We start from the raw sequence: 13,084 nt of genomic DNA on the forward strand, positions 1-13,084 counted from the left end.
AAATTTTCTTCTGGATAACCATAAATTGATATAATTTTATTTAGAGGTATTATTTATTAATATTTTGAAAGATACTCTCCGATTAAATTCTTTAGATTCTGGCGTTAATTCTGGCAGGGAAGTTAGGCTAGAACTTACAGTTAGTGCTTGAAATTGGTTTGTCTTGATTCCTTGGGATTTTAAATAAGATAAAATTTTATTAGCGCGAGCTTGACTGAGCGGTCTATTTCTTCGTTCTGTTCCAGCACTATTAGTATGTCCGATTATTTGAATCTGCACATTTTTACCTAAATACTTGGCAATATCCAAACATTTGCGGATTGATAAAAACAAATTAGGCAATTTGTCAATTTCACCAGGCATCAACTTAGTTGTTCCTTCTGCAAAAAAAATTATTTCTTTTTCTATCTTTATTTTAGATAACTCTAACTCGCTAAGTTCTATTTCTACGAGTTTTTGGTCTTGAAATTGGGTAATACCAGGAATAAATGTCCATAATTTCCGTGCTTCTAAAATCCATTTACGGGGTGCATAACCAGTTACATTAAGAATACCGTTGTTATCAACCCTTAATGATACAGTTTGGGGAGGATGCAACAATTTTTCAACTCTTTTGGCAGTAAATTCTGGCTCCAAAGACAGATAAGGTTGCCACTGGCTAATTACTATTTTGGGATTAAGATTTGTTTGTTGTATTAGTGTATTGGGATCTACTGCTAAGGGATCGCGCATTCCCGAAATAAAATATTTGCCAAAAGCTTGCTTGGTGTTAATCACAACAATTCCTGGCAGAGAGTTGAGTTTTTGGAGATATGCTTGCCAACGAAGTTGTTCTCTGATTGCAAAAAAGCCCCAAGTCCCACAAGCGATCGCGATCGCGCCCAAGAAAGCCCAGGCATAGGTATAATTTTTTTTAGCCGCAGATTTATACTGAACTACCAGACAAGCTTCTAAATAAGGCTGACTGGCCTGAAATACTTCTGTTTCCCCTGTAAAATTTTTAATTTCTCTACCTAGCTTCAGGTGAATTTTTTCTATCGCTTCTTGCAAAACTAACCTTAATTCTTGGGGAGGATTCCCTCGAATCATCGCTGCTACTAGAGCTTGCGGCCCCTCTTCAATCCAAATTATGACTTCTCCAAAGCGTAAACTTTTTAACCCATCTACTTTTTGTACCTTAAAGGAATCTTTGACAAAATCCTGGATAGCTGTCAACATCGCAGCTACTAAATCTGGATCTTGAACTGTTATCTGCGTTGTTACTAAATGTTGCAGCAATAACCCTGATTTTTTATGAATCAAAAAGATTTGTTCAACTCGATAAACTAGCGTCCGTAACAGCACAATTTCCGCAAATGATTTTCCTGTGCGTTGTGCTTCTAGCCTCCATTTAAAGCTCTGTGGAGACAAGCTATGTTCTAGAGTTTGATTCATCGATTGCATCATTTCCTCAAGAGCCGTGGAAATCGCCTTGCGAGTAGCTGGCCCAATAACTGGAAATAATGCATCTGAAAGCACATTCTGGTCTTGTTTAACAGAAACTTCAATGGCATTTTCCACAGTTGATACCATTACTTCCCCAAGTTGTTTATCTTGCTTTGAGCGCAAGATAACAGCTTCTGGAAGCATCTTGCTAATATCTTCTGGTAGAATTTGAGGGTTTTCTAATCGCTCATAAAGTGTTTTGAGTTTAGTCGGCTCAATATCCAGAAGCAAACTACGGAGTATAGTTAGTTCATCATTAAGTTCGAAGGTTTGGTTGTTGCTGTTCAAACCTTCAGAGGATGCTTTCGGTATTGGATTATTTGAATAGTCACTCATTACCAAAATTCCCCAATTCACAATTTATCATCAAGTAGCAAGCATTCTGTTGTAAACAGGAGAGATGCGCCGATAGGTAAAATTTTTTTAACCCTTAGAGTAGAGGATATTTTGAAAGTATTCTTGTCTTAAAACTTTTAAATTCTTTTAATTTCCCCTTTCTCATAGGGGTAGGGAGAATATAAAAGTGCCAAAATTCATAGGAAAAAAATTTTCAAACAATTCCTTAACTCAAGACTTATTTTCTGCATTCAGCCGGATAGCTAACTCTGTAAACATAGCAGCAAGATTTGAACGATCCGTTTTCTCTCTGCGAAGTTCTTGAGCTTCCCGTTCTAGTAAAGCTACTATTTCCTGAGATTTTTGTTGTATCTCATCTTGTAAGCTTTTAGATTGGTTGAGAATCTGTTCGCGTAACTCTCGTTGGCTATTAGTTGATTGTTCATCAAATTGAGTAATCTTTTTTTCTAAAGATATAACTATGCTTTTACTTTCTTCAGCAACTGATTTTACCTGAGAGTCACGCTCGGCCTGCTCATTTTTTAGGCGCTGCGTTAAAGAATCAACTTCTTGTTTTATATAAATTTCTAAAGCGTCTAGACGTTTTCTTGTTTCATCTCGCACGTTGCCCAATTCCTTAATTAGACGTTCTTCTAGACGGGTAAATCTTCTTTCCGTATCCCGTATTTGATTGCCAAAAAGAATTTCTCTAACTTTATCTAAGTTTCTATCTTCACTCATACTGTTATTACTAAATTGCAACTCATTTATGTTTGCATTCGAATTCTGTTTTTCTATATTTGATGAATTATTATTGATGTATTCTTCAGGTGAGTTCATATTTTTAATTCCTTGGGAAACTAAATTTTGGTTTGATGTTAATTTTGATACTATATCCACAGCAGAGGTACTAATAAGTATAAATTATATTTATACGTAAAAAATTACATCTACTTGAATATATAGGAAAACATCCAATCTTTAGCCAAAGTAATGATGAATTTCGCAAGCTACTTATGGAGAAGCAGATTTTTCATTCTTATCTGCAAAACCTCGCTTCCATTCCTCTTCCTGCTATGACTAGGGTCTACACACAAGTTAAATTATCTCTCTTAATCTCCCTGATGTATTGGCTACAGTGTACACCAGTCAAAAAACTCGATTTTCCATTGTTCTTTCGTTCGCATTGCTTCAGCCTGCATAAGTAAGTGGGCGTAAATAATTGTCGTTGGGATCAGGCGATAGGAAATAGGCAACAGGCAATAGGCTATAGATATAAGGGTTTTAGCCTAGTTCATTTTTCTTTACATAGTTTTATTTTATTGCGCTAAATTACTTAGGCATTCATAGTATAACTTTGCACTTAAATAACATTGCGCTAAGTGTAGAAAACTTAAATATCAATACTTATTGAGAGCAAAGGAAAGGTATCTAAATTGCAATCAAGATTAATAATTAACGAATTCAATCTCCATATTTTCAAAATAAAAGTGCAAATTTAAACGATAAAATTTAATTTAAATTTATAAGTCTGAAATTAAATATATGAAAAACTTGAGAAATTATTGTCCCAAAATTCATTTGATAATTTGATTAAGGAAATATTGCAATACTACTCGGTTAAGAATATTTTAAAGTTGTAAAGTATACTATAAACCCCACTTCCATTCCTCTCCCCGAAAGGTCGAGAGGCTTTGAATTCAGCCTTTTTGCGTCGGGATGAGGGTCAATGGTTAGGTCTTTGATGACTTTGACTGTTTCGTTTCACATAATACTTTTCAAACATCCTCTCAGCGTTCGATTGAGCTATCACTCTAAATTCTCCTGCAATTTTTTATATTTATAGTCCCTCAGCAAAAGTCATAGTAACAATTGCCACTATGACTTCTGCTGTCTTTGATTTATGTGCTGATTAAAATCCCAACTAAACTTTTGCTTCCAAAGATTTGAGTAACTCGGTATTCACACCTGACTCACGAGTCAGGGCAATTTTGCCAGTGCGGGCGATTTCTCTTAAACCAAATTTTTGCAACACCTGCACGATCGCTACCATTTTACCTGGATCTCCCACAACTTCTAAGGTGAGAGAATCTTCTGCTACATCCACGACTCGCGCCCGGAAAATCTGAGACAGTTCAATCACTTCTGAGCGATTGCTGCTACTAGCATTCACTTTCACAAGCATCAATTCTCGCTCGACGCAAGGAGTTTCGGTAATATCCTGTACCTTGAGGACATTGACTAACTTGTATAGTTGCTTGGTGAGTTGCTCGATCACGCGATCGTCACCAGGTACAACCATTGTAATTCGGGAGACTCCTCCCTGTTCAGCAGGGCCAACAGCAAGGCTTTCAATATTAAAACCACGACGGGCGAATAAACCAGAAATGCGGGAAAGAACACCCGCCTCATCTTCTACGAGAACTGAAAGGGTATGTTTCATCTTCGCCAACAGAGGCTAGAACAGGATTTGAGGAACGCAGAAACTAGTACCGCTTTGCAGAATTCACTCATTCAAAAGTCAAAATTCCTTGAGTGACAAACTCTTGACATTTTGTCAAATGTATGTTGATTTCTGTTGTTGCGTACTACTGCACTAATTATCAGTGCGACCTTTTATTGTAAACTCAATAGCTGCACTCATTGCATTCTCTAGAAATAAAAAATTGGACAGAAATTATCCTGCAAGGAGGAATTTTAGGGAATGGATATCTTTTCATTGGTAGATGTGGCATTTTCGAAAAGCTTTTATAATCCACTCAATAAGCCTCTAATTAGGAGAAAAATATTTATGAGTTGGTTAAAAAGACTATTTGGAATGGAAAAACCTCAAAATGCAGAAGTAAATCCTACTCCGCAGTCAATAGCACAAACTCCTAGTAGTACTGCTGCTCCTACTGCTACTCAATCCATACCCCCAGAACGTCTGGGATTAAGTGGCGAATATGACCAAAGTGGGTTGGCAAAGCGGGTAGCTTTGGCATTTGATCAAGATCCCCAACTTGATGATGTTAATACCCTTTGGGTTGCTCAAACGGGTAGCACTGTAGTATTGAAAGGCAAAGTTCCCAGTCAAGAAATTCTTAATAAGATGATTTCTGTAGCTCGTTCTGTGCATGGAACTACAGATGTTGACACTAACCAAGCCACGATTGCTTAGGTGTTAAGTAACTCCCAATTCGATGGTCGCAAAGATATTGGGTGGCGCGATCGCTCCCATTGCATAACAAAAGCCTCATATCTATCTCTTCAAAGAGTCGCCGACAACGCTAGCTGATGAATGCGCGGTATAAACAAAGGCCCTCTTAGACAATTTCCGGCAATGCTGGGAAAGTGTAAGGGGGTTGGCGATGCCTGCGGCGGGCTACGCCTACGCTAACCCATCTCTCAATCCAATCTACAATAGCTTGGTTGACTTGCTCAGGACATTCATCATGGGGACAATGGCCCACGTCTGCTAAATTCAGTACTTCCAATTTTTGGTTGTATTGGGCAAATCGGTTAGCAAGGGCTGGGGGAACAAACCGATCCTTTTGTCCCCAAATTAACAACATCGGAATTGTTAAGGTTGGTAATACTGTCTTAACGCTGGGACTAAAGTTAATTCCGATCGCAGCTTTGAACAAAGCACTAAAAGCCCTCGCTGAACCTCTGTCTTGGGGAGGCCCAGCTAAAATTTCTATGAGTTCATCGGTAATCGCCTCTGGGTTAGCGTAGGCAAGACTAGCCCAGCGACGCAGCACTCCTGGACGACGCACGAAGTTAAACACAGGTTTAAGAACTAATGGCGAAGCGACCACATTTTTAATTGCTCTGACAAGCGGCCGCAACACGGGAGGAATTGCTTCTTGTTCTAGGGAAGGGTCGGGTAAACTCATCATCACTATACCCAGCACCATGTCGGGATGAGCGGCGGCGGCGGCCATGGAAATCAGTGAACCGTTGGAATTGCCCACTAAAATCGCCGGTTGACGGATAAAAGTTTTCCAAAAATCGTAAACCTGCTCAACCCACAAGTCAATGCTGTAATTAGCTGCGGCTTTTTCAGAGGCGCCAAAACCCAGCATATCAATGGCGTAAACTGTGTGATGTTCAGCCAACACTTCTAAATTATGTCGCCAATGACCAATGGAAGCGCCAAAGCCATGTAACAGAATCAGAGGTTGTGTTTTGTGGTTATTTTGGCTAGGGCGAATGTAAGTATAGCGGGTTTGCCAGCCCCGCCAAACCCAATCTCTTTGATTACCAACCCGTTCTTGCCAGTGCAGTGTAGTGGTCACGGTCTTCTTTAATTCATCAGCATGAAGATACTATTATTACCTGTTTCCCGATAATTATCGCCGATACTCGTCGCCACAATCGCCGATTAGCTGATACAAATCTCGTGACTGTCGAGATACGGCACTGATGCGATCGCGATCATCAGCATCTAAACTAAAACTAAATACTTTGGCGTTATCTTCTATATGTTCAGATACCCCAAGTCTGGCACCAACTATCACACCACCCACAGTTGGCTGATCTAAAATGTAACGCACTGCCACGTTAGAGATGCTTACTTTATGCTTATTAGCAATTTCCTTCAAAATAGCTAGCAATTCTTGAAATAATTGCCAACCTCCCCAAGCATCAATCATATTTTTATATTTTTTCAAACTAGCAGTGGACAGATCAGATCCTCGCGGTTCCGGTTTACCCAAATAGTTTTCTGATAACAAGCTGCCGCACAGTGTACCGTAAGTAAAAAGCTTGATGTCATGCTGCTGACAAAATTCCGCCATATTAACTTCGGGACGGCGGTCAATAAGAGAAAATTGCACTTGATTAGAAACAATTTTGATGCCTGCTTCAGTAATCAGCTTCAAATTTTCCGTGTCAAAATTAGTTAAACCTAGATGCTTAATTTTACCCTCAGTCTGGAGTTCCGCCATATATTTCAGGGCATCTAGATAATTTTTATCCTGATATTCCCACCAGTGGAATTGCATCAAATCTAACGATTCTACATTCATCCTTCTCAGGGAAATATCAATGTTTTCCTCGACCAGTTTCTTTGTCATTTTACCTGGACGAGGCACCCATTTTGTGAAGGCTTGCACCTTAGATAAAGCGTCTTTGCCACGAGTATCAATTAGTTGACAGCGCAACTCACCAATAAAGTCCTCAGCAGGGCCATAATGATCTGCTAAATCCCAAGTGGTAAAGCCTGCATCTAAATATTTGAACATAGTCTCAATGGCAGCTTGGGGATTGATCTGTCCGTGTGCGCCGGAGACTTGCCACATACCATTTAATATGCGACAGATGTTTAAATCGGGAGTGAATTGGAGACGGCTCGCTGCGGGTAAGTTCATTTTCAATTTTCGGAGTTAGAAGTTGGAAGTGAGCAGATTTAATAATTAGTGAGTTGAAAAGCGGTTTTTTACAGCCTTTTCACTTTTCTACTTTATTATGAATGATTTACGACGAGTAGAGTTAATAACTGCTAATTTTTTAACTCCTAACTCTTGTACAGACACAGATTTTTCGCATCTCTCCTAACTCCTAACTTTCTAACGCCAGCCTTTTTCAGCTTGTTCGAGAACGTAAGCAGCAACATCTGTAATTTGCTGTTCAGTAAGTCGATCTTTGTAGGCTGACATATTATTTTTACCATTGGTAACTATAGATGTAACTGCCTCTAGTGAATCCATACCATACTTTTTCAGCGCTTGCTTTTTGAGATTTTTACCCCGCCTAACTATGTTGCTGCCGTTAATATGACAACCAGCACAATGAAGACTAAATATTTGTTCACCGTTAACTATGTCTGCTGCCATAGCAGGCATAGTAAAAGCGCTGAACAATAGCAGAAATGTTACTAATACTAATGTGAGTAGTTTTTTCAATCAACGTCTCCTGATTTCGAATACTGGTTGTATCAGAATCAATTACTACAGGGATTCAAAGTCAGTTGTAAATCCTGCAAAATTTGCACAATCTTCTTGAAAGGCTTCTGCATCGCTAACATCCTCAATTTTATAAGACATGATGCGTGTACCGTCTGGCATTTTTTTGGAACCAATTAATTCTCCTTGATACTTCTGAGCGATCGCTTTGAATTCAGTACCATAGAGCTTCCAGGCATCACTTGAACAAGTAATATTTACTCGCCACATATTTCACTGTCAATTACTACCAACAAACATTAATCATCTCACAAATTGGCACTATGTTACAGTTCAACCAATACTGCGTAGTTTTTTTCTAAAAATAAAAATTTGTAGATTGGTTTGAGTAACGAAACCCAATCTTTTGTAGGGTTTGTTGGGTTTCAGCTCGTGCAAATATTCTTAACCGAGCAGTATTGACAGTTCACCTCTTTGGAACTGTAATTTTCTATCTAAAGGAAGTACCAAGCCCGATCTGGCTACGCCATAATGTGGATGTAAGAACATTTCTAGAAAGTTTTATCCCAATTAGTTAAATTCTAAGAGTTGAAAATGCCTAACAATATCAAAGAAAAAATTCAAGCAGACTTACAACAAGCTAAAGAAACTGGACAATTAAGAACCGATCGGATTCGAGAAATTGTTAAATCCGCAGTTTCTCAAGTAGGCTCTGAGTTTAAACAAGGTTCTACTGAACTTCGTAGCTTGGTTAGAGATGCTGTTTCTGCTGTCATTGAAAACTTCCAAGAAAAAGGTAGCGAACTTAAAGATGAAGTGACAGCTTCTATTGAAGGAGCGCTAGAAGGAATTAATACTCAAAGACACGAATCTATTGCTAAAACTCAAACAGATATAAAGCGGCTCCAAGCTCAATTAGATGGTGAAGAAGAACAACTCCAGCAAGAGGTTGATGTAATCTTGGCAGAGATTGAAGAGACGGGTAAAGAAAAACCAGCTAGTACTAAAACTGCAATTGATTCTGCTGTCAATGCCATTAAAGATAGTGAAGAAGTCGGGTTATTAAAGAAACGTTACGCGCAATTGCAAGCGCAGCTAGCTATTGTCAGAGCGAATATGGCTGCACGTTATGGCGGACGTTCTATGGAGGTTCAAGATTATCTAGACGAGGCTAAACACTGGTACGATAAAGCTCGTCCCCAAGCTGAGTCTGTAGCTATACAGGTAGAACAGAAGCGATCGCAGCTAGAAGACAAATTAGGTGAAGCTGGTACATCTCTAGCCAGAAAAGAGCGCCAAATCAAACAAACCTTAAGGGAGTTACTTCTAACGGCAGCTGACTTATTCAAAGATAAGGAACCTGCTAATAAAGAGCGCGAGACTATTCATAAATAGGCTACTATATGCGGAGCGTTTCTTGTAGAGTCGCTGCTTCTGTACGCTCCGCGTAGCTTGCTTCGGTTTAACAGTATGCGTATACATGAATTGCCTTAAGATAAAAATCTTTCTTTTCATTATTAATTAGAGTTAGCTTCAGTAGCTTGATACGCTTGTAGGAGCCTAGCATGATCGAGAGTAAATCCTACTTGCATTGCTATCTGGGTAAACAAATCAATCTCAGGCTGTTCCCAATCACGGGGCCCAGAACACTGATGTGCAATTAACAAGCCAAATAACTGCTCATCTTTGATAATGGGTGCGACCAAATTTGCTTTCACAGCAAAGGATTCGAGCAGTTTAATGTGACAATCAGCCAAACCTGACTCATGAATGTTGTTGATTGCGACAACACGGCCAGACTGGTACTTTTCTATATAGCCTTGAGTAAAACAAGAATCGTGGATTTTAGACCGCAAAACTTTGGGATAACCTGGAACCACTGATTCGGCAATGATAATTCCGAACCAATTAGCATAAAAGCTATAAACTAGTACTCGGTCAGTACTCAAAGCCTTCCGAACCTCTTCCACAGTAGTTTTCAGGACATCCTCTTCTTTGAGTGATTGGCGAATGCTGCGGGTAATATCCACCAATAATTGACTTCGCATAGCTTCAGCCTCGATTCGTTGCAGGAGTCTTGCATGGTCGAGAGCAAATCCTACTTGCATTGCTATCTGGGCAAATAAATCGATCTCAGATTGTTTCCAGTCACGGGGTCTGGAGCATTGATGTGCAATTAATAAACCAAACAACTGCTCATCCTTGAGAATGGGAGCTACCAAATTTGCTTTCACACCAAAGGATTCGAGTAAGTTAATGTGACAATCAGCTAAACCGACTTCGTAAATGTTATTTATTGCCAGAACGCGACCAGACTGATACTCTCCTACATAGCCTTGACCAAAACATGGATCTTCGATTTCAGCCCGCAAAATTTTTGGATAGGTGAGAACAACTGATTCGGCAATTACAGTTCCAGACCAATTAGCATTAAAGCTATAAACCATCACTCGATCTGTACTAAGTACTTTGCGAACCTCTTCGACAGTGGTTTTTAGGACATCTTCTTCGCTGAGCGATTGACGAATGCTGCCAATAGTATCCACCAGCAACTGACTTTGCACACCCTCAGCCTCGATGCGTTGCAACAGTCTTGCATGGTCGAGAGCAAATCCTACTTGCATAGCTATCTGAGCAAATAAATCAATTTCAGGCTGTTGCCAATCACGCGGTCTGGAGCATTGATGAGCAATTAATAAGCCAAATAGCTGTTCATCTTTAAGAATGGGTGCAACCAAATTTGCTTTCACACTAAAAGATTCGAGCAGGCTAATGTGACAATCAGCCAAACCAGCTTGGTAAATGTTGTTTGTGATTGCAACGCGACCAGACTGATATTTTTCTACATAACCCTGACCGAAACATGGGTCTTGGATTTCAGACCGCAAAACTTTTGGATAACCTGGAATCACTGATTCGGCAATCACAGTTCCAGACCAATTAGCGTTAAAGCTATAAACCATTACTCGGTCAGTACTAAGTACTTTGCGAACCTCTTCTACAGTGATTTTCAGAACATCCTCTTCGTTGAGCGATTCGCGAATACTGCGGGTAATTTCTATAAATATCTGAGCTTTATCTGCTTTGGTGTCTACCTCTTCTAAAAGCTTGGCGTAGTCAAGGGCAAATTCCACCTGCATAGCTATCTGAGCGAATAAATCAATCTCAGATTGCTGCCAAAAGCGAACTCTAGAACACTGATGTGCAATCAATAAACCGAATAGCTGTTTGCCTTTGAAAATAGGTGCTACTAAATTAGATTTGACAGCAAATTGCTTGAGCAACTCAATATCACCATCACTGAGATCGGCTTGATAGATATTATCAATAGCACGGGTGCAACCATTCCGGTATTTTTCTATATACCCTACCTCGAAGCCAGGATCGGAGACGGTAACCCCTAGTATTTTCGGTAAACCAGGTGCTACTGATTCGACGATAAAGGTGCCATTACAGTTGGAATTGAAGCAAAAGATGGCTACACGGTCAATATTTAAAGCTTTACGAATTTCTTCTGAGGTAGTTTTGAGAACATCTTCTTCATTAAATGATTCTCGAACCCAACGGGTAATTTTCGTTAATAGTTGAGAATAATCAGCTTCGGCTTCTTTCTCTTGTACCAAAACTGAAAGCAGTTCTGTGAATAAGCTGATGTTTCTCTCTAACATCACTAATTCATCTTCGTTAGCGATGAAAGTTTGAGTAAACTCACTGTCTGGACGTAGCCTATTTTTGATATCATTAGAAGTTGCAGCAATGTTGCTAACTCGACTCATAGCTCGATTAGTCACAAAAACAGCGATCGCACCTGCTAAGATTGCCGTTACCCCCATACCAGTTAACAAGAGTGACAGTTGTCTCTGTAGAGCTTCAGTTTCTGTTGAACTTTTTGCCCTCTCAAGTCTTACTTGCGGTATTTGTTTGCTACTTAAATTAATCCCATAGAAGTAAGTAGCTATCCCAATTGCAAACACAGGAAGTACGCTGATGCTTAGTGCCCAAACTATTGCTTTAGTCTTTAAACTCCATTTTTGTGGCCACAGCTTTTGTTGACGATTTCGCCTTGCTTGGTTTTGAGAAAAAGACTGACTCATAAATGAAACCTGGATTGTTGCAATTGAGAATCAAGTAAATGACCTCACCACCAAATTCTACACAAAACTTATTAAAGGAATGGCTTTCAGGAGTACTTTAAGGCACTCACCTTCTACGTCATTCCCTCTAACCTCTCTACTTCTAACATTTTTTTAACAAACGCTTGACTCCCACCTTGGGTAAAGCTTTGGCTCATCGGAACTAAAATCAATCAAAAACGGTAACTTTTCTTTCATAACGGTGTAGATGCGATGCCTACGGCGGGCTACGCCTACGCAAAGTCCTATTTCACTTATAACTAATTTGAGCAGGCTGTACAGCTTGGGAAAGTTGTACGGTTTTACTATGTAAATCATTTTGATTATTAAGTAATCCTGCTCAGTAAGCAGTATCTAACAACACAAAAGTAATTTGAGAAAAATTAATAATCATCCTTTTGCTGAAACTGGCTCAATAACCAAGCCCCAACTTGAGATTGATTTATTTCACGGCTACAGCGTAAAGCTTCCTCTAAAATAGCGATCGCCAGAAGTTAAAGTACTGCAATTTCTGTTTCTGGAGCAAATATATCTAGATCATAATCAGTAGATTTTCAGCTCTCGATTCAGGTATAAATCGGAGTTGTCTTATCTGCCATCAACTTAACTTTGATTATCAAAGCCTCCTTATTATCAACCCACAAGTGCTGAATTATCAACTTAAAGGCCATAATTCCAAGTAAGTAGGTCGGCGCAATTAAAAGTAACTGGCGCTCGCGTAGCGTCTCCGACAGGAGAAGGCTGTTATTTGTCCTTTGTCACTTGTACTGAGCGTAGTCGAAGTATTGGCCATTAGTAAGGGCTTTAAGCCTATTTACATTTCGTAACATACTTGGGTTTTTTCGTGCCAATTTACTTACAACGCAAAGAGGAAGAACATCAGTTACATCTTTCTCAACTCAAATTTTCAATTTTGGAACTAATTCATTAACTTTATTGATTAAGATGCAAGTATAAAATGGCGATTTGAGCCTTAGTTCATTGAGTTGACTTTATAAATTCTCAATTTTTAGTGATTAGAATACGAACGTTGAGCCTCTGAACTTGTAACTTCGACCTTTTTGCTCGAACGTTGAGCCTTTGAACTCGGAACTTCGACCTTTTTGCTCGAACGTTGAGCCTCTGAACTCGGAACTTCGACCTTTTTGCTCGAACGTTGAGCGTTTGAACTCGGAACTCCGACCTTTTTGCTCGAACGTTCAAGCTTTGAGCTTTAAACTTGCACTTCAACAGTGCAATTGA

10 protein-coding genes are annotated in these 13,084 nt (G+C 39.4%); 2 read left to right on the top strand and 8 right to left on the bottom strand.

Annotation, left to right across the window (positions count from 1 at the left end):
- Positions 1-36: 36 nt before the first annotated feature.
- The 3 genes from G1O98_RS17525 to ilvN form a co-directional block, all read right to left on the bottom strand.
- Positions 37-1,821 (bottom strand): OmpA family protein, encoded by a 1,785-nt coding sequence (locus G1O98_RS17525; protein ID WP_163930043.1) that lies wholly within the window; start codon positions 1,819-1,821, stop codon positions 37-39.
- Positions 1,822-2,052: 231 nt separating this feature from the next.
- Positions 2,053-2,661: a hypothetical protein gene (locus G1O98_RS17530; RefSeq protein ID WP_163930045.1), complete on the bottom strand. Its 609-nt coding sequence runs from the start codon at positions 2,659-2,661 to the stop codon at positions 2,053-2,055.
- A 1,084-nt stretch (positions 2,662-3,745) separates the two neighbouring features.
- Entirely contained in the window at positions 3,746-4,264 is a 519-nt protein-coding gene (gene ilvN, locus G1O98_RS17535) for an acetolactate synthase small subunit (protein ID WP_114080075.1), read from the bottom strand.
- A 348-nt stretch (positions 4,265-4,612) separates the two neighbouring features.
- Here ilvN and G1O98_RS17540 point away from each other — a divergent pair, with 348 nt between their 5' ends.
- Entirely contained in the window at positions 4,613-4,981 is a 369-nt protein-coding gene (locus tag G1O98_RS17540; protein WP_163930047.1) for a BON domain-containing protein, read from the top strand.
- Positions 4,982-5,126: 145 nt separating this feature from the next.
- Here G1O98_RS17540 and G1O98_RS17545 read toward each other — a convergent pair whose 3' ends face one another.
- From G1O98_RS17545 to G1O98_RS17560, 4 genes are all read right to left on the bottom strand, one after another.
- A complete protein-coding gene (locus tag G1O98_RS17545) occupies positions 5,127-6,101 on the bottom strand; it encodes an alpha/beta fold hydrolase (protein ID WP_163930049.1) in 975 nt (324 codons plus the stop codon).
- A 54-nt stretch (positions 6,102-6,155) separates the two neighbouring features.
- Positions 6,156-7,175, bottom strand: coding sequence for an aldo/keto reductase (locus G1O98_RS17550; RefSeq protein ID WP_163930051.1), 1,020 nt, complete (start codon positions 7,173-7,175; stop codon positions 6,156-6,158).
- A 198-nt stretch (positions 7,176-7,373) separates the two neighbouring features.
- Complete coding sequence (gene petJ / locus G1O98_RS17555) at positions 7,374-7,709, bottom strand: cytochrome c6 PetJ (protein WP_163930053.1); 336 nt, start codon at positions 7,707-7,709, stop codon at positions 7,374-7,376.
- Between the two features lie 45 nt (positions 7,710-7,754).
- Positions 7,755-7,979: a hypothetical protein gene (locus tag G1O98_RS17560; protein WP_163930055.1), complete on the bottom strand. Its 225-nt coding sequence runs from the start codon at positions 7,977-7,979 to the stop codon at positions 7,755-7,757.
- Between the two features lie 324 nt (positions 7,980-8,303).
- On the opposite strand from G1O98_RS17560, the gene G1O98_RS17565 reads away from it, so the two are divergent.
- A complete protein-coding gene (locus G1O98_RS17565; protein ID WP_163930057.1) occupies positions 8,304-9,104 on the top strand; it encodes a histidine kinase in 801 nt (266 codons plus the stop codon).
- 122 nt (positions 9,105-9,226) lie between these two features.
- On the opposite strand, the gene G1O98_RS17570 is transcribed toward G1O98_RS17565, so the two are convergent.
- Complete coding sequence (locus tag G1O98_RS17570) at positions 9,227-11,803, bottom strand: GAF domain-containing protein (RefSeq protein ID WP_163930059.1); 2,577 nt, start codon at positions 11,801-11,803, stop codon at positions 9,227-9,229.
- Positions 11,804-13,084: the final 1,281 nt, after the last annotated feature.

It is taken from the genome of Nostoc sp. UIC 10630 (assembly GCF_010747425.1).
Classification (GTDB): domain Bacteria; phylum Cyanobacteriota; class Cyanobacteriia; order Cyanobacteriales; family Nostocaceae; genus Nostoc.

What these genes read in the sequence shown, in the direction of transcription:
- G1O98_RS17540 (WP_163930047.1), top strand. Translation starts at nt 4,613, where the DNA reads ATGAGTTGGTTAAAAAGACTATTTGGAATGGAAAAACCTCAAAATGCA.
- G1O98_RS17550 (WP_163930051.1), bottom strand. Translation starts at nt 7,175, where the DNA reads ATGAACTTACCCGCAGCGAGCCGTCTCCAATTCACTCCCGATTTAAAC.
- G1O98_RS17560 (WP_163930055.1), bottom strand. Translation starts at nt 7,979, where the DNA reads ATGTGGCGAGTAAATATTACTTGTTCAAGTGATGCCTGGAAGCTCTAT.
- ilvN (WP_114080075.1), bottom strand. Translation starts at nt 4,264, where the DNA reads ATGAAACATACCCTTTCAGTTCTCGTAGAAGATGAGGCGGGTGTTCTT.
- G1O98_RS17525 (WP_163930043.1), bottom strand. Translation starts at nt 1,821, where the DNA reads ATGAGTGACTATTCAAATAATCCAATACCGAAAGCATCCTCTGAAGGT.
- G1O98_RS17565 (WP_163930057.1), top strand. Translation starts at nt 8,304, where the DNA reads ATGCCTAACAATATCAAAGAAAAAATTCAAGCAGACTTACAACAAGCT.
- G1O98_RS17570 (WP_163930059.1), bottom strand. Translation starts at nt 11,803, where the DNA reads ATGAGTCAGTCTTTTTCTCAAAACCAAGCAAGGCGAAATCGTCAACAA.
- G1O98_RS17530 (WP_163930045.1), bottom strand. Translation starts at nt 2,661, where the DNA reads ATGAACTCACCTGAAGAATACATCAATAATAATTCATCAAATATAGAA.